Below are 20,442 nucleotides of genomic sequence, written 5' to 3' on the forward strand. Positions count from 1 at the left end.
GTTCATGAATCTGGCAGACGGCATCATTCTGTTCATCATCGCCGTATCGGCACTACTCAGTGTGCGACGCGGTTTTACGCGCGAAGCGTTTTCCCTGCTGACCTGGGTGGCCGCCTTCGTGGTCGCGCGCCTGTTCAGTCCGGCCCTGACATTGCTCCTGGCCGATTCCATCGAAACACCCAGCCTGCGCCTGGCGGTGGCGTTCGGCGTGCTGTTCGCGATCACGCTGGTGGTGGGTGCTCTGATCAGTCATTTGCTCGGCGAACTGATTCGTGTCACTGGTCTGAGTGGCACCGATCGTCTGTTGGGCATGGTATTCGGGGCCCTGCGTGGTGCCCTGGTGGTGGTTGTGTTGGTGGCTCTGGGCCACCATCTCTTCGCCCAGGATGTCTGGTGGCAACAGTCGATGCTGGTCCCGCATTTCGCCATGCTGGAGGACTGGACGCGGCGCGTCGCCGGAGACCTGATCGCTTATCTCATGAACGTCAGCGGAAGCTAACCCCGGTTAGTCAAGCAAGCTAGAGGATACGCAAATGTGCGGCATTGTTGGCATTGTCGGCCACTCCTACGTGAACCAGGCGATCTATGACGCCTTGACGGTTCTGCAGCACCGCGGCCAGGACGCCGCCGGCATCGTCACCTGCGACGGCGATCGCCTGTTCCTGCGCAAGGACAATGGCATGGTGCGGGACGTATTCCGCAACCGCCACATGCGCCGGCTGGTCGGCAACATGGGCATCGGCCATGTGCGCTATCCCACCGCCGGCAGCTCCAGCTCGGCGGAGGCGCAGCCGTTCTACGTCAACTCGCCCTATGGCATCACCCTGGCGCACAACGGCAACCTGACCAATTCCGAGGTGCTGGCCGAGCATCTGTACCGCTCGGACCTGCGCCATATCAACACCACCTCGGACTCCGAGGTGCTGTTGAACGTGTTCGCCCACGAGCTGCACGAGCGCGGCAAGGGCAAGCTGCGCCCGGAGCCGGACGACATCTTTGACGCGGTGGCGGCGGTGCACCGCCGCGCCGAGGGCGCCTACGCGGTGGTGGCGATGATCACCGGCTACGGCATCCTGGCGTTCCGCGACCCGCGCGGCATTCGTCCGGTGTGCTTCGGCCGCAAGGACACCGAGCACGGCCCGGAATACATGGTGGCCTCCGAATCGGTGGCGCTGTCCTCGCTGGGCTTCCAGCTGGAGCGTGACCTGGCCCCCGGCGAGGCGATCTACATCACCGCCGACGGCGAGGCGCACACCCGCCAGTGCTATGACGAGCCGGAACTGAATCCCTGTATCTTCGAGCAGGTCTATCTGGCGCGGCCGGACTCCATCATCGACGACATCTCCGTCTACAAAGCCCGTCTGCGCATGGGCGAAAAGCTGGCGGAGAAGATCGAGCGCGAATGGCCGGACCACGACATCGACGTGGTGATTCCGATTCCGGACACCAGCCGTACCTCGGCGCTGCAGATGGCCAACCGGCTCAACCTGAAATACCGGGAAGGCTTTATCAAGAACCGCTACATCGGCCGCACCTTCATCATGCCCGGCCAGCAACAGCGGCGGAAATCCGTGCGCCAGAAGCTCAACGCCATCGAGCTGGAATTTTCCGGCAAGAACGTGCTGCTGGTGGACGACTCCATCGTGCGCGGTACCACCTGCCACGAGATCATCCAGATGGCCCGTGAAGCGGGCGCGCGCAAGGTCTACTTCGCCTCCGCCGCGCCGGCGGTGAAATTCCCCAATGTGTATGGCATCGATATGCCCGCCGCCAGCGAGCTGATCGCCCATGGCCGCACCACCGAGGAAGTCTGCCAGCTGATCGGCGCCGACAAGCTGATCTATCAGGAGCTGGACGACCTGGTGAACGCCTGCAAGGAAGGCAACGCCACCATCCGGGAGTTTGATTGCTCGGTGTTCAATGGCCACTATCTGGCCGGTAACATCGATCAGAATTACCTGGATGACCTGGAAGCCCGGCGCAGCGACGGCGCCAAGAAAAACCGCGAAAAGACCCGCGCCCTGGCCGATAACGAAGTGATCGACCTGCACAACTCCAACTGAGCCTGAATATTTCACCCGTACCGAGAAGGCAATGAGCGACAAACCGGATCCGAACGATTTTCACACCGACACCCTGGCCATCCGTTGGGCGCAGCTGCGCACCGACGAGATGTCGCACTCGGATCCGATCTTCCTCACCTCCAGCTTCGTCTATAACAGCGCCGCCGAGGCCGCCGCCCGTTTTTCCGGCGAGCAGCCCGGCAACGTTTACTCCCGCTTCACCAACCCCACGGTGCGCGCCTTTGAGCAGCGCCTGGCGGCCCTGGAAGGGGGCGAACAGTGCCAGGCCCTGGCGTCCGGCATGGCGGCCATCAGCAGCACCTTCTTCGCGCTGCTGGCCCCCGGCGATCACGTGATCAGTTCACGCAGTGTGTTCGGTACCACCAACGTGATCTACAGCCGCTATCTGAAGAAATTCAATATCGACACCACCCTGGTTGACCTGGACGATCTGGACCAGTGGCGGGCGGCGATTCGTCCGGAAACCAAAATGCTGTTTCTGGAAACCCCGTCCAACCCGTTGTCCGAGGTGGGCGATATCCAGGCGCTGGCCAAGCTGGCCCACGACAATGGCGCGCTGCTGGTGGTGGATAACTGTTTCTGCACGCCGGCCCTGCAAAAGCCCATCGCCCTGGGCGCGGATCTGGTGATCCACAGCGCCACCAAGTACATCGACGGCCAGGGCCGCTGCCTGGGCGGCGCCGTGGTCGGCCCGGCGGACCTGATCAAGGAAGTGCACGGTTTCGTGCGCTCCGCCGGCCCCAGCATGAGCCCGTTCAACGCCTGGGTGTTCCTCAAGGGGCTGGAAACCCTGGGCCTGCGCATGAAGGCTCACTCCGCCAACACCCTGGAACTGGCACGCTGGCTGGAACAGCAGCCGGGCATCGCCAAGGTCCATTACGCCGGCCTGGAAAGTCACCCCCAGCACGCCCTGGCGGCCCGCCAGCAAAGCGGCTTCGGCGCGGTGCTGGCGATCGAGGTGGAAGACAGTGACGGCCGCGCCGACCGCCAGGCCGCCTGGCGCTTTATCGACGGTACGGAACTGATGTCGATCACCGCCAACCTGGGTGATGTGAAATCCACCATCACCCACCCCGGCTCCACCACCCACGGCCGCGTCGACCCGGAGGAAAAAAAACGGGCGGGTATCACCGACAACCTGATCCGTATCGCGGTAGGCTTGGAGGACGTGGACGATCTCAAACGGGATTTGGCGCGGGGGATCACGGCGCTGGGTTTCTAAAACCAGTTCAAAGTTGAAAGTGAAAAGTTAAAAGGGGCCGGCGGGCGCCGGCCGCTTCGACCGCGGGCACGGCCCGGCCGGATCACGACGCTCCCTTCGCGTTTCAACTTTTAACTTGTAACTTTCTCCTTTGGGGTTTTTATGCAGGCACTGGACAACGCCCTGGCCCGGGTCGGCAGCGTGGTGCTGGGGAAGCCGGAACAACTGAAACTGGCTCTGGCCTGTTTGCTCGCCGGCGGGCATCTGCTGATCGAGGATTTGCCGGGGATGGGGAAGACCACCCTGGCCCATGCCCTGGCGCGGGTGTTCCGGCTGGATTACCGCCGGGTGCAGTTCACCAGCGACATGCTGCCCGCCGACATTCTCGGCGTTTCCCTGTTCGATCCCGAATCCGGTGAGTTCAGCCTGCGCGAGGGCCCGGTGTTTAGCCAGCTGCTGCTGGCCGATGAAATCAACCGGGCCACGCCGAAGACCCAGGGCGCGTTGCTGGAGGCCATGGAAGAGCGCCAGGTTACCCTGGACGGCCTGACCCGGCCGCTGCCGTCGCCGTTCTTCGTGGTCGCCACCCAGAACCCGGTGACCCAGGCCGGCACCTTCGTGCTGCCCGAATCCCAACTGGACCGGTTCCTGATGCGCATCTCCCTGGGCTACCCGGCCCCGGAGGTGGAACTGGAACTGCTGGCCGGCGGCGACCTGCGCGAGGCCGTGCGCGAACTGCGCCCGGTGATCGAACCCGCCGGGCTGGTCAAACTGATCGCCCATGTGGGCAAGGTGCGCGCCAGCCGCGATCTGATCGACTATGTGCAGCGCCTGCTGGAAGCCACCCGCGCCGACGACCGCTTCGCCGCCGGCCTGTCGCCCCGGGCCGGTCTCGGCCTGCTGCGCGCGGCCCGCGCCTGGGCTTTGATCCATAACCGCGACTATGTGCTGCCCGAGGATGTGCAGGCGGTGTGGCCGTCGGTGGCGGAGCACCGCCTGCAGCCCCGCGAGGGCGGCCAGGTGGCGGCGATCACCCAGTCCCTGTTGCAGACCGTGCCGGTGGTGCGCGGCTGACACCGGCCGAGGAGGTGCCATGGTCCGTAACGCCTGGCAACGCTGGCTCGACCGGCGCCTGCCCCGCGCCCGTCAGGTGCGGCTCGATCAACGGGGCATCTTCATCCTGCCCAGTGGCTACGGCTATCTCTATCTGCTGGTGGCGGTGCTGCTGTTTTTCGGTGGCATCAATTACGAGAACAACCTGATTCTCGGCCTCTGCTTTCTGATGATCGGCCTGTTCGTGGTCGCCATTCTTCACACCTACCGCAACCTTTCCGGCCTGACCCTGCGCGCCGGTGGCGCCCGCTCCGGTTTTGTCGGCGGGCAGGGCAGTCTGGAAGTGGTGCTGATCGCCCGCCGGCGCGGTCACCGCGCCCTGTGGCTGCGCTGGCTGGAGCAAACCGCCCAGGAAGTCAGCGTGGAGCGCAACGAGGAAACCGGGCTGTGGCTGAACCTGCCACTGACCCGGCGCGGCGCCCGCCGGCCGCCCAGGCTACGGGTGGAAAGCCGCTATCCCCTGGGCCTGCTGCGCGCCTGGTCCCTGGTGGCCCTGGATCAGGTGTGCCTGGCCTGGCCCCGGCCCCAGCAGGGCGCCGAGTGTCCGGCCCGGGGCGGCGACCGGGAGCGGCGCCCGGCCCCGGCCGCGCAGAACGGCAGCGAGGAGTTTCGCGGTTTGCGCGGCTATGTGCCCGGTGATGCGCTGACCCAGGTGGACTGGAAGGGCTACGCCCGGGGCCGGGGCCTTAACGTCAAACTGTTCGATGAACCGGCCAGCGGCCGGTTGTGGCTGCGCTACGACCTGCTGGAGGGGGTGCCGGTGGAGCAGCGCCTGTCGATCCTGTGTGATTGGGTATTGCAGCTGAGCCGGGAAAATCGCCCCTTCGCGCTCTGGCTGCCCGGCGCCGAACTGCCACCGGGGCAGGGCGACGAGCAGCGGCGGCGGGCCCTGGACCTGCTGGCCCGCCACGGGGAGGCGGACTGATGGCGCGCATCTACCAGGTGCCCAGCCACGCCCGTGGCTGGCTGACCCTGGCGATCATCGCCACCTCGCTGCCCCAGCTCAGCGATGGCCCCTGGTGGCAAAGCGGCTTGCTGCTGCTGGTGCTGGGCTGGCGGGCGCTGGTGGACCGCCAGCGGCTGGCCTTGCCCGGCCGGCTGGTGCGGCTGGTTCTGCTGCTGGCCACGGTGGCCGCCACCTGGCAAAGCTACGGCCGGCTGCACGGCCCGGAGGCCGGCAGCGCCCTGATCACCGCGCTGTTCGCTCTGAAATACCTGGAACTGGTCAGCAAACGGGACGCCTATGTGCTGATCGTGCTGGGCTATTTCGTGTGCGCCACCATTCTGCTGTTTCACCAGGGGCCGCTGGCCGCCCTCTACGTGATCGGCTGCCTGGCGCTGCTCACCGCCAGCCTGGCCGGCATCAACTACAGCGATACCCATGCCCGCCGCCGCCAGCACCTGGGCGTGGCGGCGGTGATGCTGCTGCAGGCGCTGCCGCTGGCCGCCATTCTGTTCGTGCTGGTGCCCCGGGTGGCGCCGCTCTGGAACATGCAGCTGGACAGCGGCCAGGCACGCACCGGCATGAGCGACAGCATGTCGCCGGGCCAGGTCAGCCGCCTCACCGAATCCGCCGAGCTGGCATTCCGGGTGCAGTTCGAGGGGCAGGCGCCGCCGCCCCGGCAGCGCTATTGGCGGGGCCTCACCTACAGCTACTTCGACGGCACCACCTGGCGCCAGGCGCGGCCGCCGGGCTGGAGCGACCGGGACACCGTCTACGGCGGCCGGGGCCCGCAGCCGGACTGGTACCGTGACCTGCGCGCCGCCGACAGCGGCCCGGCCTGGCGTTACCGGGTGATCATGGCGCCCAGCCAGCAACGCTGGCTGTACGCCCTGGCGGTGCCGTTCACCGACCTGGATGGCCTGGCCCTGGCCCGGGATCTGCGACTGGTGGCGGATGCCCCGGTCACCGGGCCGCTGAGCTACCGGGTGCGCAGCGTGCCCGCCGCCGGCGCCGGCGCCACCCTGGACGGCGCCGAGCGCGAGCTGATGCTGAGTCTGCCGGAGCAGGGCAATGCCCGGGCCCGGCGTCTGGCCGGCGAATGGCGCCGCCGCTACCGCCAGGACGACGCCCTGGTGCGGGCGGCGCTGGATTATTTCCGCCAGCAGCCGTTCTTCTACACCCTGGAGCCGCCGCCGGTCACCGGCGATACCGTGGACCGCTTTCTGTTCGACACCCGGCGCGGCTTCTGCGAGCACTACGCTTCCAGCTTCACCTTCCTGATGCGCGCCGCCGGCATCCCCGCCCGGGTGGTGGCCGGCTACCAGGGCGGCGAGGCCAACGGCGATTATCTCCAGGTCCGCCAGTACGACGCCCACGCCTGGAGCGAAGTGTGGCTGGACGGCCGCTGGCAGCGGGTGGACCCCACCGCCGCGGTGGCCCCGGAGCGCATCGAGCTGGGCCTGCGCCAGACCCTGCGCAACCTGGGCGCCGACCAGGACGGCGAGGGCGGCGGCGCGTTCAACCGGGTGCCGCTGCTGTTCCAGCTGCAGCAGTGGGCCGACTATGTGGACTTCAACTGGCAGAAATGGGTGCTCGGCTACCGCCAGGATCAGCAGCGGGCCTTCCTGGAACGTCTACTGGGCGCGGTCACCGCCACGCGCATCGCCCTGGCCCTGCTGGTGGCGGTGCTGGTGACCACCGCGCTGTTGGCGCTGCTGGTGCTGAGTCGCCGGCGGGACGATCCCACCCGGCCCCTGGAGCGGGAATTCCGGCGCTTGCGTCAGGCCCTGCGGCGGCGCGGACTGGAGCTGCCCGAAGCGTCCTCCGCCGCCGTGCAGAGCGCGGTGAGCGGCCGCTGGCCCGGTGCCGCCACCGCCGCCGGCCATTGGCGTCGTTACTTCGAATATCTGGCCTATCGGCTCGACCAGGAACCTTCCGGTGGCCAATTACGCCAGCTGGCGCGCCGCCGGCGCGCATTGCTGCGCGCCCTGGGCCGCTGAACCGCTGCTCCGGACCGGGCTGGCCGCCGTGGCAATGGCTGGTTAGCATGGACTAACAATAATCCGCCGGAGGAATGCCATGGGGGTCGCTCGTTACAAGGATGCACTGACACTGACGGAACACCCGTCCTGGGCCCAACGGTTCTGGGACGCCCTGGTGCCGCTCAAGGATCGGGTGGTCGATCACCCGCTGTTTGTGGAGATGGGCGAGGGCCACCTGTCCCTGGAGCGCTTTCAGGACGCCTTGCTGCACTTCTATCCGCTGGTGGAGAACTTTCCCAAGTACATGGGGCTGGCGTTGGCCAAGACCCGGGCCGGGCGGGCGCCTGGCCATGAGGACACCAAGAATTGGCTGATTGGCAACATCCGCATCGAACAACGCCACGCCTACTGGTATCAGGACTGGGCGGCCGGGTTCGGGTTGTCCCGGGAGCGTCTGGAAACCACCACGCCGCCGCCGGCCATGGACGCGGTCAATCAGTTCCTCTGGACCACCGGCCACCAGGGCACCCTGGAAGAGAGCATCGCCGCCACCAATCTGGCCATCGAGTGGGCCACCGGCGAGTGGAGCCAGCGGGTGGTGGCCGGCGTCAAACACTACGCCGAACAGGGCCGCGCCGAGATCAATCGCCACACCATGGCCTGGTTGCGGGCCCATGCCAGCTACGACGACGCCCACCCCCATGAAGCCATGGAACTGATCAAGCTGCTGGCCGTGGACGAGCCTTCACGGCGGCGGGCCTTCACCGCTGCTCGACGCGGGTTGGAATATTATCTGCTCGCCCTGGATGACTGTTACCGGCATTCCGGCGAGCGCGCCCCAACGGAACTTCCGGGCCTGCTCGACTCGGTTTAAGCGGCGCTGCCCGGGGCGTTTTAGCGGAGATTTAATATTGCTGAATCCCGGCATGGGAGACAAAAACAGCAATTTTAATGTTCGTTACGCATAAACACTTATCGCATCAATAATGTTGCTGGACCGGGCAGAATATCGACGCTATTTTTCGCGAAATGGAGGTGCGGGCGTTCACGGGCGCGCATTCGCCATTATTGGTGGCCTCAGTCGGGAAATAAAGATGGCGCTTCATTCCTTGGATGAAACATCGCGTCTGGACGCGCTTAGCGATTATCAAGTTTTTGGCACACCTCCAGAGAAAGAGTTCGACCGTATCGTCAAGATGATGTCGAGCATATTCTCGGTGCCCACTGCTCTGATCGGCTTCATGAGCAATGATTCTCATTATTTTAAGGCGCGGGTCGGTTTTGACGCCTGCGAAGCCTCGCGGGAGGTTTCGTTTTGCACCTACACGGTGGAGCGTAATGAGATCGTGGTGATTCCGGATACGCTGGCCGATCCCGCCTACCGGAACAGCACCCTGGTTCAAGGGGGGCCGCGCATCCGTTTCTATGCCGGCGCCCCGATCCGCACCTCGTCCGGCCATTGTCTCGGTGCCATCAGCCTGGTGGATTATGTGCCCCGCGACCCCCTTACCAAAGCCGAGGAGACCCTGCTCGAGGGCTTCGCCGAGATGGTCATGGATCATCTCGCCCGCCGTCGCCTTTTGCTGGTACGCCGCGCCGCTCTGAAGCTGGCGTCATCGATCCCCGACGCCATTATCTGTATCAACCAGGCGGATGAAGTCACCTTCTGGAACCGGGGCGCGGAGCAGCTCACCGGCCTGCATGCCCATCGAGCCCGGGGCCAGAAGCTGGGGGCGCTGCTGGGTGCCCAGTTCCAGCACCTGCTGTTCGACGCCGGCGGCGGCAGCCGGGACTGGCGCTCGCTGGAGAACCAGCGAAGCTTCCTGTTGCGTACCGATGGCAGCCACCTGCCGGTGGAGGTGTCGTCCGCCATTTGGGTGGAAGACGATCAGTATCAGCGTGGCTTCGTGATCCGCGATATTGCCCACCGCCAGGATCTGCAGAACCGGGTGCGGTTGATGCGCGACACCGACCGCCTGACTGGCCTGCCCAACCGGGGACGGTTCCTGGAAATGACCCAGGGCTATATGGACCGTGGACGCGCGGTGACGGTGCTGAAGGTGGACCTGGACAGTTTTAAAGCGGTGAATTCCTCCCTGGGCATGGCCACCGGTGACGAGGTGCTGCGCGAGGCGGCGCGGCGGTTTTCCGATCTGGCGCCGGAGTCGTCGCTGGTGGGGCGGCTGGCCGGCGATGAGTACGGCATGCTGCTGTATGGGGAGCAGGACCCGGAATACCTGCGTACCCTCGGCGAGAAGGTGATCGAAGAGGTAAGCCGGCCCTATCGCATTCATGGCTTCGAGTGCCGGGTCACCGCCTGCGTGGGCATTGTCTCGGCGCCGGCTGAGGCCTCCGGCGAGCTGGACAGCGCCGGGGTGTTGAAACAGGCGTTGCTGGCGTTGCAGGAAGCCAAATGTCTGGGCTCCAGACATTTGGTGATCTTCAACGACGAGCTCAACGAGCGGGTGGAGAAGAAGCACCGCCTGGAACAGGATCTGCGCATCGCTTTCAAGCAGCGCGATTTCGAGCTGCACTTTCAGCCTCAGAACACTCTGGGCAGCGGCAAGGTGGTGGGCGCCGAGGCGTTGCTGCGCTGGCGGCATCCGCAGCGGGGCCTGGTGTTCCCCGGCGACTTCATCAGCGTGCTGGAGGTCAGCGATCAGGCCCTGCGGGTGGGCGATTGGATTCTGGAAGCCAGTTGCGCCTTCGCGGCGGCGCAACGGGCCAAATACGACAGTTTCCGGATCGGCGTGAATCTGTTTGCCTGCCAGCTCCGCGATACCGCTCTGGCGGACAAGGTGGAGACCTTGCTGAAGCGCTACGACCTGCCGCCCCAGTCGCTGGAACTGGAGATCACCGAAACCACCATTCTTGGCATCAGCCCGGAAATCCTCAGCGTGCTGCAGCGGCTGCACGATCTTGGCGTGGGCCTGGCCTTCGACGATTACGGCACCGGCTATGCGTCCCTGAGCCTGCTGAAGAAATACCCGCTGACGCGGCTCAAGATTGATCGCCAGTTCGTGGCCAATCTCACCACTTGCCCGGACGACCTGGCGATCGTTAACTCAATCATCTTGCTGGGGCGCAATCTGGGGCTGCAGATCATCGCCGAGGGCATCGAGACCCGGGAGCAGGCGGACATGCTGCGGCGGCTGGGCTGCCATGAAGGCCAGGGTTACATGTTCAGCCGGCCGGTGCCGGAAGCGCAGTTTCCCGGCGGCTGATCCACCGGCGGGCGCTTTCCGCTACCATGCCGTTTTTCACGGTGAAGGGGCTGGCCCCATGTCCGACATCAACCCCGCCGCATTGCCGGTGGAGGCGGTGCTGCCACGACTGCTGGAGTGCCTGGCCAGCAGTGGCGGGGCGGTGCTGGAGGCGCCCCCCGGCGCCGGAAAATCGACCCGCGTGCCACTGGCACTGCTGGACGCCGACTGGTGCCACGGCGGGCGCGTGCTGGTGCTCGAACCGCGCCGGGTGGCGGCCCGGGCGGTGGCCGGGTTCATGGCCCGCCAGCGCGGCGAACAGGTGGGCGCCACCATTGGCTATCGCACCCGTTCCGACTCGCGCATCAGCGCCGCCACCCGGGTGGAGGTGGTCACCGAAGGCATCTTGACCCGGATGCTGCTGGACGACCCCTCCCTGGACGGCTACGCGGCGGTGGTGTTCGACGAATTCCATGAACGTTCCCTGCAGGCGGATCTGGGCCTGGCCCTGGTCCAGGAGGTCCGTGGCGCCCTGCGCGAGGACCTGCGTTTGCTGGTGATGTCGGCCACCCTGGAGCTGGGGCCGCTGGCCGAGGGCCTGGGGTTGCCGGTGGTGAGCAGCGAGGGGCGCGCCTATCCGGTGACCATCAGCCACGCGCCGCCGGGCCGCGACCAGGACCCGCTGGCCCACTGCGCCGCTCAGGTGACGGCGGTGGCGGGGCAGGGCACCACCCTGGTGTTTCTGCCCGGCGTCGGCGAAATCGAACGGGTCCGCCAGCGGCTGCCGGCGCAGCCGCCGGTGCAGGTGCTACATGGCCGTCTCGATGGCGACCAGCAGGCGGCGGTGCTGGCCGCCCCCGCCGACGGCGCCGCCCGGGTGGTGCTGGCCACCAACGTGGCCGAGACCAGCGTTACCATCGGCGGCGTCACCACCGTGGTGGACAGCGGCCTGGCCCGGCGTCCCCAGTACGATCCGCGCCGCCATCGCAGCCGTCTGGTCACCCGCCGCATCAGCCAGGCCAACGCCGACCAGCGTGCCGGCCGCGCCGGCCGTCTGGGGCCGGGCCGCTGCATCCGCTTGTGGGCCCGGGAAGAAGTGCTGGCCCGCCATATCGAACCGGAAATCCGCCATACCGCCCTGGACGGGCTGGTACTGGACCTGGCCCGCTGGGGATGCCGGGACCCGCGCGAGCTGTTCTGGCTGGACCCGCCGCCGGAGGGGGCCTGGCAGGCGGCCCGGGAACGGCTCACCGGCCTGGGCGCCCTGGACCGGGACGGCGGCATCACCGACCTGGGCCGGCGCCTCAACGGCCTGCCGCTGCCGCCGGATCTGGCGGTGCTGGTGCTCACCGGCCGGGACCGGGGCCGGCCGCGCAGCGCCGCCGCGCTGGCGGTGCTGCTCAATGAACGGGCCCCGGGCCTGGACCGGGAACCGGACCTGGCCCGCCGGCTGCAACGTTTTCTGGCGGCGCCGGGGCAATGGCCGCTGTTGCAGCGGGAGCTGACGCGGCTGGCCGGTGACCGCCGGGACCGCCCGGACGCGGAGCCCCTGGACCTGATTCTCGCCGACGCCTTTGCGGAGCGCCTGGCGCGCTGCCGGGAGCCGGGCAGTGGCCGCTATCTGCTCGCCGATGGCGGCGGCGCCCGCCTGGAGCCCGGCACGCCGCTGGCGGCCCGCGACTGGTTGTTGATTCTGGACACCGACGGGCAAAGCCGGGACGGCCGGGTGCGACTGGCCTGGCCGCTGGCCACGGAGGCGGTGGACGCGGTGCTGGAGCGCCGCGCCAAGGAACAGGACCAGGTGCACTGGGACTCCCGGCGGGAACGGGTGGTGGCCGAGCGGGTGCGTGCCGTGGGCGCGCTGGTGCTGGACCGCCGGCCGCTGGCCGAGCCGTCCCCGGAGCTGCTCCAGCAGGGGCTACTGGCCGCCCTGTGCGATCGTGGCCTGGCCATGCTGCCCTGGGACGAAGACAGCCAGCAGCTGCGCGCGCGCATCGCCTGGATGCACGAGCTGGAACCGGAGCACTGGCCGGCCATGGACGACGACAGCCTGCTGGCCGGGCTGGAGACCTGGCTGGCGCCGTTTCTGGCCGGCTGCCGCACGCCCCGGGATATGCAGCGGGTGCCGCTGGGCGAGGCCCTGGGCCTGTGGTTGGGCAGCGACCGGCGGCGCCGGCTGGAGCGCGCCTTGCCGGCCCGCTGGCCGGTGGCCTCGGGCCGTTCGGTGGCGATCAATTACCGGGCCGAGGGCGGCCCCCGGCTGGCGGTGAAGCTGCAGGAGTGCTTCGGCATGGAGGCCCTACCGGTGCTGGCCGATGGCCGGCTGCCACTGACCGCGGAACTGCTCACGCCGGCGGGCCGTCCGGCGGCCATCACCGGCGACTTGGGGCGGTTCTGGCGGGAAGGTTACACGGCGGTGCGCAAGGACCTGCGCGGCCGCTATCCCAAGCATCCCTGGCCGGAGGACCCGCTCACCGCGCAGGCCACCGGCAGGACCAAACGGGCACAGGCGGCGAAGGGTGGGGATCGCGGCTGAAGCCGCTCCTACCCCGGTTCTTGACGTCGTAGGAGCGGCTTCAGCCGCGATCCAACGCCAACGCCCTTAACAGAACGCCCCTTTCCAAGCCGGGTCCGCTCTGCTATCAATAGCCGCTTTTGCCGGGAGCGATTTATGAAATACAGTTCCATCGTGGCCGCCGCCGCCGGCACGGAAATGACCGTGCCGGAAGGCTGGGGCCAGGGGCGCGCCACCTTTGGCGGCATCGTCGGTGCCATTCTGATCGCCCATATGGACGCCTATCTGGCGGCGGAGCAGGGCGACCAGCGGGCGCCGCTGCGCAGTTTTTCCCTGTCGTTCGTGGCGCCCATGGCGCCGGGCCCGCTGGCCCTGTCGGCGGAGATTCTGCGCGCCGGCAAGTCGGTGACCCAGGTACAGGTGACCGCCCGCCAGGAAGGCCAGGTGGTGGCGGTGATGCTGGGCAGCCTGGGCCAGCCGCGCCCGTCGTCCCTGGCGGTGGCCGGCAGTCCGCCGCCGGAGATGCGGCCGGCGGCGGAGTGCAATCCGGTGCCGTTCGTGGAAGGCCTGACACCGGATTTTCTGCGCCACTTCCACCTGCTCTACGCCGACGATAACTACCCCTACACCGGCTCCTCGCGGCCGGATTTCCAGGGCTACATGCGCTTCGCCGAACCGGGCCAGCCCCAGGACGCGGCCAGCCTGGCCTGCCTGGTGGACACCTGGCCGGCCTCGGTGATCACCATGCTGAAAAAGCCGGCGCCGATGAGTTCGCTGACCTGGACCATGGACTTTCTGGTGGACCCGGCGACCCTGCCGCCCACCCGCGACTGGCAGTACGACGTGATCACCGACGCCTTCGCCGATGGCTACGGCCACACCCGCTCGCGGATCTGGGACGAGCAGGGCCGGCCGGTGGCTTTCAGCCGCCAGACCGTGGTGGTGTTCGCCTGATATGGGGGCCCGCCTCGCGCCCCTGACGCCGGCGGACATCGGCCCGCGGGTGCCGCGCCGGGGCAGTGCGGTAACCGCCTGGCTGGGCCGTGCCGTGCTGCGTGCCATCGGTTGGCAGGTGGTGGGGCGGCTGCCGGACGTGCCCCGGGCGGTGATGATCGCCGCGCCGCACACCTCCAACTACGACGGCCTGGTGGGGATCGCCGCGATCCTGGGGCTGCGTCTGGATATCCGCTTCATGGCCAAGCACAGCCTGTTCCGGGGGCCGGCGGGAATGTTGCTGCGCGCCGCCGGTGGCATGCCGGTGGACCGCCGCCGTCCCGGTGGGGTGGTGGCCGACACCCGGCGGCTGCTGGCCGGCGGCGACCCGTTCTGGCTGGGGATTACCCCGGAGGGCACCCGCAGTGGGGCGGGGGAATGGAAAACCGGCTTCCACCGCATCGCCGTGGAACTGGCGCTGCCGATCGTGGTGGTCACCTTCTGTTACCGCCGCCGGCAGGCGCGGATTCTGGAAACCTTCTGGCCCGGCGGCGATCTGGAGCAGGATCTGGAGGCCATCTATGCGGCCCTGGACGATGTCACCCCGCGCCACCCGGAGCGCCTTTCCGCGCCCTTGAAACGCCGCCGCTGAGCGCCGCCGGCGTTCAGCCGGCCTGGCGGTGGCGGCGCATATAGTCCTCCCGGCCCATGGCCGCCACCAGGGCGTAGGCCAGCGACGGCGCCAGACTCTCCAGCAGCGCCCGGGCGTCGTCGTCGAACGGGGTCAGGGCGGCCAGTTCCAAGATCCCCAGCGGCTCGTCGTCGCCCTGGCGCACGGTGACAAACAGCACCTGGCCCGGGCGCATGCGGCTGTGGCCGGTTTCCAGATCCAGGTAACCCGCCGGCACGTCGTGGCGGACGGTGACATCGCCTTCGCTGTCCAGGGCCCCGGCCAGCAGCCCTTCCCGGGGCAGATGCCGGCGCCCGCGGGCCACCGCGTCCAGGCCCCGGCTGGCCTCCTGGTGCAGGCCGTCGTCGGCCAGCCGCCAGGCGGCGCCGGCCACCGCCGGGGTGTGCTCGATCATGAAAGCCAGGGCCTGGTCGAGCAGCACCGACACCCGGGGGTTGCCGGCGATATGGGCCATGAACTCGTTGAGCAGGCGCTGCCGGCGGGCTTCCCGGTCGGCGTTGTCGCGCCACTGGCGCAGCCGGTCGGATTCCTTGGCCAGCAGCAGATTGTTGGCATAACTGTGGCGGGCGCTGGCGTCCAGCATGTAGCCGTTGAGCGCGCACACCACCAGCGGAAAGCCGTAGAACAGCAGCAGCGAGGCCGGCTGCACCGACCAGCCCAGCACCAGCGCCAGGGTCAGCGCCAGCACCAGCGAGCCCAGGCACCAGAACAGGGTGCGGGTGGGCGGCAAGCGCAGAATCGAGAAGCCGATGATCAGCACGTAGACGGTCTCGAACGCCGCCACCTGGCCCAGGAAGGTATCGGCCAGCCGGATCGCGCCCAGCAGGGTGCCGGCCAGGGCGACCATCAGGGCCAGCCCTACCAGGGTGCTCACCCAGCGGGTCAGAGCGTCCACTTTCACCGCCAGGAACAACAGCACCAGGGCGCCCACCAGGGGCCAGAACCCGAACCACCGCCAGCCGGCCAGGCCCGGGTCGTCCACCAGTACCAGCACCGGCACGGTGACCACCAGGAACAGGGCGATCAGCACATACAGCGAGCGGCCGATCAGCTTGCGCGCCCGGCGGATCGAGTGGTGGATGTACTGGTCTTCCAGGGAACCGGAGAAGCGTACCCAGACGCTGCCCAGGGCTTTCTTCAGGTCGCGCTCCTGGCGCGCATCCACGACGGTGTTTCCGGTGGCCCGGGCCATGGCGACTTTCCCCCTTGATGGTGTTGCCTTGCTTTGCGTTATCGTTATCGTCGAGAGTAGAGCGCCGGCGCGCCTTCCCGAGGGCGTGGCCGGTGGTTCCTAAGCATAAATACCAACCAACAGGTGAGAATAATGGCCGATACCGCCCGCTTTGAACAGGCCCAGAAAGACGTCAAAACCCTCAACAAGAAACCGAGCAACGACGATTTGCTGTTCCTCTACTCCCATTACAAGCAGGGGAGCGAGGGCGATGTGAGCGGCAAGCGGCCGGGCATGCTGGATATGGTGGGGCGCGCCAAGTACGACGCCTGGGCCAAGCTCAAGGGCATGAGCAAGGACGACGCCATGGGCAAGTACATCGACAAGGTGGAGTCCCTGCTCAAGACCCACAAGTAAGCACCGGGGCGCGCCCGGCGGCGATGCGCTAGCGGTTTTGCAGCTGCATCTGCTGGGCCTTGGCGCGCTCCACATAGGTCTGGTAGGCGGGCAGGGCGACGGCGGCCACGATGCCGATCAGGGCCAGCATCACCAGGCCCGCCGCCACCGCGCCGAGCACCACGCCGGTGCCGTTGGCCGGCGGGCGCGGGCCGTAGCGATTGTCGCCGGGGCTGCCCGGCGCGAACAGCAACACCAGCGCCAGCACCAGGTTCAGCACCGGCACGAACCCCAGCACCATCAGCCAGCCGCTGCGGTCCATATCATTGAGCCGCCGCACGCCGTACACCACCCAGGCGAAGGTGGCCACCACCATCAGCGCCAGCGCCACCAGGCCCACCAGCACCGTCGGCCGGCCATCGCCGGCCACACCGGCGCTGAGGATCGAGGCGAAGGTCAGCATCAGATACAGCACCAGCATCACCAGGCCCACGTAAGCAAAATAGCGCAGCCGGCCGAGCCGGCCCCGGAATGCGAACGGGTCCGTGGTGCGACGGTTGAGCGGGTCCGCCGGAGCGGCCTCCGGGGCATGGTAGGGCTGGTTCATGGGCAATCCTTGATGGTCGGTTATCGGCCCGAGCATAACCGCGACGCCGGCGGCTGGCCACCCGGCTGGTTCAGGCCAGCCAGGTTTTCAGCGCCCGCCGCACGCTGCTCCAGCGATTGACCAGCAACGACAGAAAGATCATCAGGCAGCCGCTCACCTGCACGGCGGTCATGGTTTCGCCGAACCACAGCGCGGCGAACAGCGCCGTCCACATCGGTTCCAGCACCAGGATCACCACCCCGTGGCTGTGCACCGACAGGCTCTGGGCGTAGGTCTGCATAAAGAAGCGCACGGCGGTGCCCAGGGTGGCGCTGGCGATCACCCAGCCGGCCATGGCGCCGCTGAACTCGTCCAGAGTGGCCTGCCAGGGCTCCAGCGCCAGCGACCCCAGCCCGGTCACCAGGCTGACCGTGAACATCACCACCGTGGTCAGCGCCAGCGCCGGCACCCGCCGGCGGGTGGTCACCGCGCCGTCGGCGCCGGCGCGCACCGCGTCATTGGCGGCCCGGGTATTGAGCGTGAAGAACAGCGCGAACATGGCCGCCGCCGCCACATAGAACCACTGACCCGGTTCGGCGCGGAAGCCGCCTTCCAGGGCCAGCAGCGCCAGGCCGCTGGCGGCCACCGGCAGGGCCACCCAGGTGCTCGGCGGCGGCCGCTCCTTGAACACCAGCCGTGCCATCACCGGCACCAGCACCACGCCAAGACTGGTGAGAAAGGCCCCTTCGCCCACATGGGTGCCGAAGTTCAGACCCAGAATCCAGAAACTCATCGCCAGGCCGAACACCAGCCCCACCCGCAGGCTGCGCAGGTACTGGTCCCGGTCCAGGCGCAGCAGGCGTGGCCAGGCCACCGTGGCCAGCACCAGCCCGGCCAGAAAGAAGCGCAGTGCCATGAACAGCAGCGGCGGCATCAGCAGCACCGCTTCCTTGGAGAAGATCCAACTGAGCCCGGCCAGCAGGGTCACCGCCACCAGCAGCAGATCGGCGCGTCCGGCGGCGGCGCTCATTGGCGGCGGGAGCGGTGTGGGGCCAGGGCCATGGTGGTCTCCGGGGCGGGGCGGCAGGGGGCGCAGACAATACCGCATTTGCCCCGGGCGGCACTAGCGGCGCCCGGCCCGGGTTAAAAAAAGCTGTAGGAGCGGCTTCAGCCGCGATCCCCCGTCGCCATCGTGATCGCGACTAAAGTCGCTCCTACCAGGGGCCGGAAGGCCCCCACGCGGATCCGCGTCCGGGATAGAGACCTCCCGATTTCCCGCCCGACCATGATGAACCAAAAAAAAGCCCGCCCGGTATCTCCCCAAGCGGCCCGTACCTTGATAACTTGGGCGCCCGTTGCCCCTGGAACGGCCGGAGCCCTTGCCGGGCCCGGTCCGTGTGTTGAGAGGAAAGAGGACCCCCATGACCACCGAGGCCATTCGCGTCGAGGATTTTTACGAACCGGCGGTGTTCCGTCGCATCAAGGACCTGGCGGACACCAAGGAGACGCCCTTCGTGGTGATCGACACGGAAACCGTGGGCAAGCACTACGATCAGCTGATCGAACAGTTTCCGTTCGCGCGCATCCATTACGCGGTCAAGGCCAACCCGGCGGAGCAGCTGATCAGCCTGCTGCGTGATCGCGGCGCCAACTTCGACATCGCCTCCACCTATGAGCTGGAGAAGGTGATGGGCCTGGGCGTGTCCGCCGAACGCTGCATCTTCGGCAACACCATCAAAAAAGCCCGCGACATCCGCGCCTTCTACGAAAAGGGTGTGCGCATGTTCGCCACCGACTCGGAGGCGGATCTGCGCAACATCGCCAAGGCGGCGCCGGGCTCCCGGGTCTATGTGCGCATCCTCACGGAAGGCACCCACACCGCCGACTGGCCGCTGTCGCGCAAGTTCGGCTGCCAGACCGACATGGCCCTGGATCTGATGATCCTGGCCCGGGACCTGGGCCTGGAACCCTACGGCGTGTCCTTCCATGTGGGCTCCCAGCAGCGCGACATCGGCGCCTGGGACGCGGCCATCGGCAAGGTCAAGATCATGTTCGAGCGGCTCCGCGAGGAAGTGGGCATCGAGCTGAAGATGATCAATCTGGGCGGCGGCTTTCCGGCCAACTACATCGCCAAGACCAATGACCTGGAGACCTACGCCTCCGAGATCATCCGTTTTCTCAAGGAGGATTTCGGTGAGGAACTGCCGGAGATCATCCTGGAGCCGGGCCGCTCGCTGATCGCCAACGCCGGCGTGCTGGTCAGCGAAGTGGTGCTGATTTCTCGCAAGTCGCGGACCGCCCTGCAACGCTGGGTGTTCACCGACGTGGGCAAATTCTCCGGGCTGATCGAGACCCTGGACGAGGCCATCAAGTACCCGATCTACACGGAGAAGAAAGGGGAAATGGAAGAGGTGGTGATCGCCGGGCCCACCTGCGACAGTGCCGACATCATGTACGAGAACTACAAATACGGGCTGCCGCTGAACCTGGCCATCGGCGACCGTCTGTACTGGTTCTCCACCGGTGCCTACACCACCAGCTACAGCGCGGTGGAATTCAACGGCTTCCCGCCGCTGGCCAGTTACTACATCTAGTCCCCCCGCGGGCCGTGCCGGTCGGCACGGCCTCCGCACCCGGCGGCCCCGGGGCCATCCACGTCTTCCTGCTCATATTATGGGACGCCCCCCGGGCAAACCGCTTTACGGTTCACCGGCAAAAAGGGCAAGCTTTCAGACCTAATTTTTTTCGTTTGTTGTTGGGGAAAACAGGATGTTAAAGCAGGCCAGGAAATGGCTGGAGGACCGCAAGCTATCGCGGCTGCCGGTCAGCCGGCAGCAGTGGGAAGCGGCGGTGGCCGGCTGGCCGGTGGCGGCCCGTTATCAGGGGGAGCTTCGTCAGCGCCTGTTCGATAACGCCCTGCGCTTTCTGTTGCGCAAGGAATTGGCCAGTGGCGGTGGCTTTCAACTGAACGACGACCAGCGCCTGCTAATCGCCACCATGGCGGTGGTGCCGGTACTGGAACTGGGGCTGGACTGGTACGACGGCTGGTACACGGTGATCGTCTACGAGGACACCTTCGTGACCCCGGACGGCGGCGTGGATGAATTCGGCGTGGTCCACGAGGAAGGCCGGGCGCTGGCCGGCGAGGCCTGGCTGCAGGGGCCGGTGATCCTGTCCTGGGGCGACATCGCCCAGGCCAGCTCCGAGGATGGCTACAACGTGGTGCTGCATGAACTGGCCCACAAGCTGGACATGCTTGACGACGGGCCCAATGGCGCGCCGCCGTTGCACCGGGGCATGGAGCCGGGCCGCTGGCATGAGGTATTCACCAATGCCTGGCACGCCCTGGAAGGAGCCCACCAGCGCGGCGAGCCGTTCCTGGACCCCTATGCCCTGGAAGATCCCGGCGAGTTCTTCGCCGTGGCCACCGAGAGTTTCTTCGAGTCACCGGATTATCTGCGCGAGGTGCTGCCGGAGGTGTATGAGCAGCTGGCGCTGTTTTATCGGCAGCGGCCTACCGGGTGATCGGGGATGATCGATCGCGACTGAAGTCGCTCCTACAATACCCTTGCCAAACCGCACCGCGCTTTTTGTAGGAGCGACTTCAGTCGCGATCACCCGCGA

General features: G+C 67.3%; 17 protein-coding genes. 14 read left to right on the forward strand and 3 right to left on the reverse strand.

The genetic code is table 11. The annotated features are described in order from the left end of the window. The first annotated feature begins 4 nt into the window (after positions 1 to 4). The 11 genes from FGS76_RS03970 to FGS76_RS04020 all read left to right on the forward strand — a co-directional run bounded on the left by FGS76_RS03970 (position 5) and on the right by FGS76_RS04020 (position 14,626). Positions 5 to 499 (forward strand): CvpA family protein, encoded by a 495-nt coding sequence (locus tag FGS76_RS03970; RefSeq protein WP_138771337.1) that lies wholly within the window; start codon positions 5 to 7, stop codon positions 497 to 499. Positions 500 to 533: 34 nt separating this feature from the next. Further along, positions 534 to 2,063 (forward strand): amidophosphoribosyltransferase, encoded by a 1,530-nt coding sequence (gene purF / locus FGS76_RS03975; RefSeq protein ID WP_138771338.1) that lies wholly within the window; start codon positions 534 to 536, stop codon positions 2,061 to 2,063. 31 nt (positions 2,064 to 2,094) lie between these two features. Further along, the gene (locus FGS76_RS03980) at positions 2,095 to 3,306 is read left to right on the forward strand and encodes an O-succinylhomoserine sulfhydrylase (protein ID WP_138771339.1); all 1,212 of its coding nucleotides are present in this window, start codon (positions 2,095 to 2,097) and stop codon (positions 3,304 to 3,306) included. A 141-nt stretch (positions 3,307 to 3,447) separates the two neighbouring features. Next, positions 3,448 to 4,359: an AAA family ATPase gene (locus tag FGS76_RS03985; protein WP_138771340.1), complete on the forward strand. Its 912-nt coding sequence runs from the start codon at positions 3,448 to 3,450 to the stop codon at positions 4,357 to 4,359. Positions 4,360 to 4,378: 19 nt separating this feature from the next. After that, positions 4,379 to 5,323, forward strand: a complete 945-nt coding sequence (locus tag FGS76_RS03990; RefSeq protein ID WP_138771341.1) for a DUF58 domain-containing protein — start codon at positions 4,379 to 4,381, stop codon at positions 5,321 to 5,323. Further along, the gene (locus FGS76_RS03995; RefSeq protein WP_138771342.1) at positions 5,323 to 7,341 is read left to right on the forward strand and encodes a transglutaminase TgpA family protein; all 2,019 of its coding nucleotides are present in this window, start codon (positions 5,323 to 5,325) and stop codon (positions 7,339 to 7,341) included. Before FGS76_RS03990 ends, FGS76_RS03995 begins: the two co-directional genes overlap by 1 nt. 79 nt (positions 7,342 to 7,420) lie before the next feature. After that, complete coding sequence (locus FGS76_RS04000) at positions 7,421 to 8,197, forward strand: iron-containing redox enzyme family protein (protein ID WP_138771343.1); 777 nt, start codon at positions 7,421 to 7,423, stop codon at positions 8,195 to 8,197. 220 nt (positions 8,198 to 8,417) lie between these two features. Then, the gene (locus FGS76_RS04005) at positions 8,418 to 10,547 is read left to right on the forward strand and encodes a putative bifunctional diguanylate cyclase/phosphodiesterase (protein WP_276607921.1); all 2,130 of its coding nucleotides are present in this window, start codon (positions 8,418 to 8,420) and stop codon (positions 10,545 to 10,547) included. Between the two features lie 58 nt (positions 10,548 to 10,605). Then, positions 10,606 to 13,062 carry an ATP-dependent helicase HrpB gene (hrpB, locus tag FGS76_RS04010; RefSeq protein ID WP_138771345.1) on the forward strand — a complete coding sequence of 819 codons (2,457 nt, stop codon included), beginning with the start codon at positions 10,606 to 10,608 and terminating at the stop codon, positions 13,060 to 13,062. Positions 13,063 to 13,197: 135 nt separating this feature from the next. After that, positions 13,198 to 13,995 (forward strand): thioesterase family protein, encoded by a 798-nt coding sequence (locus FGS76_RS04015; RefSeq protein ID WP_138771346.1) that lies wholly within the window; start codon positions 13,198 to 13,200, stop codon positions 13,993 to 13,995. 1 nt (position 13,996) lies between these two features. After that, the gene (locus FGS76_RS04020) at positions 13,997 to 14,626 is read left to right on the forward strand and encodes a 1-acyl-sn-glycerol-3-phosphate acyltransferase (protein WP_138771347.1); all 630 of its coding nucleotides are present in this window, start codon (positions 13,997 to 13,999) and stop codon (positions 14,624 to 14,626) included. Between the two features lie 13 nt (positions 14,627 to 14,639). Here the strand turns inward: FGS76_RS04020 and FGS76_RS04025 are convergent, their stop codons facing one another. Further along, the gene (locus tag FGS76_RS04025; protein WP_138771348.1) at positions 14,640 to 15,857 is read right to left on the reverse strand and encodes a GAF domain-containing protein; all 1,218 of its coding nucleotides are present in this window, start codon (positions 15,855 to 15,857) and stop codon (positions 14,640 to 14,642) included. A gap of 132 nt (positions 15,858 to 15,989) precedes the next feature. On the opposite strand from FGS76_RS04025, the gene FGS76_RS04030 reads away from it, so the two are divergent. After that, the gene (locus FGS76_RS04030) at positions 15,990 to 16,253 is read left to right on the forward strand and encodes an acyl-CoA-binding protein (RefSeq protein WP_138771349.1); all 264 of its coding nucleotides are present in this window, start codon (positions 15,990 to 15,992) and stop codon (positions 16,251 to 16,253) included. 28 nt (positions 16,254 to 16,281) lie between these two features. On the opposite strand, the gene FGS76_RS04035 is transcribed toward FGS76_RS04030, so the two are convergent. Together FGS76_RS04035 and FGS76_RS04040 are read right to left on the reverse strand one after the other, a co-directional pair. Then, positions 16,282 to 16,839 carry a DUF805 domain-containing protein gene (locus FGS76_RS04035; RefSeq protein ID WP_170214393.1) on the reverse strand — a complete coding sequence of 186 codons (558 nt, stop codon included), beginning with the start codon at positions 16,837 to 16,839 and terminating at the stop codon, positions 16,282 to 16,284. A gap of 70 nt (positions 16,840 to 16,909) precedes the next feature. After that, positions 16,910 to 17,848 carry a DMT family transporter gene (locus tag FGS76_RS04040; protein WP_138771351.1) on the reverse strand — a complete coding sequence of 313 codons (939 nt, stop codon included), beginning with the start codon at positions 17,846 to 17,848 and terminating at the stop codon, positions 16,910 to 16,912. A 391-nt stretch (positions 17,849 to 18,239) separates the two neighbouring features. Here FGS76_RS04040 and FGS76_RS04045 point away from each other — a divergent pair, with 391 nt between their 5' ends. Further along, positions 18,240 to 19,412 carry a type III PLP-dependent enzyme gene (locus FGS76_RS04045; protein ID WP_138771352.1) on the forward strand — a complete coding sequence of 391 codons (1,173 nt, stop codon included), beginning with the start codon at positions 18,240 to 18,242 and terminating at the stop codon, positions 19,410 to 19,412. 175 nt (positions 19,413 to 19,587) lie between these two features. After that, a complete protein-coding gene (locus tag FGS76_RS04050; protein WP_138771353.1) occupies positions 19,588 to 20,343 on the forward strand; it encodes a M90 family metallopeptidase in 756 nt (251 codons plus the stop codon). Positions 20,344 to 20,442: the final 99 nt, after the last annotated feature.

Origin of the sequence: Alloalcanivorax gelatiniphagus (assembly GCF_005938655.1) — a bacterium.
Classification (GTDB): domain Bacteria; phylum Pseudomonadota; class Gammaproteobacteria; order Pseudomonadales; family Alcanivoracaceae; genus Alloalcanivorax; species Alloalcanivorax gelatiniphagus.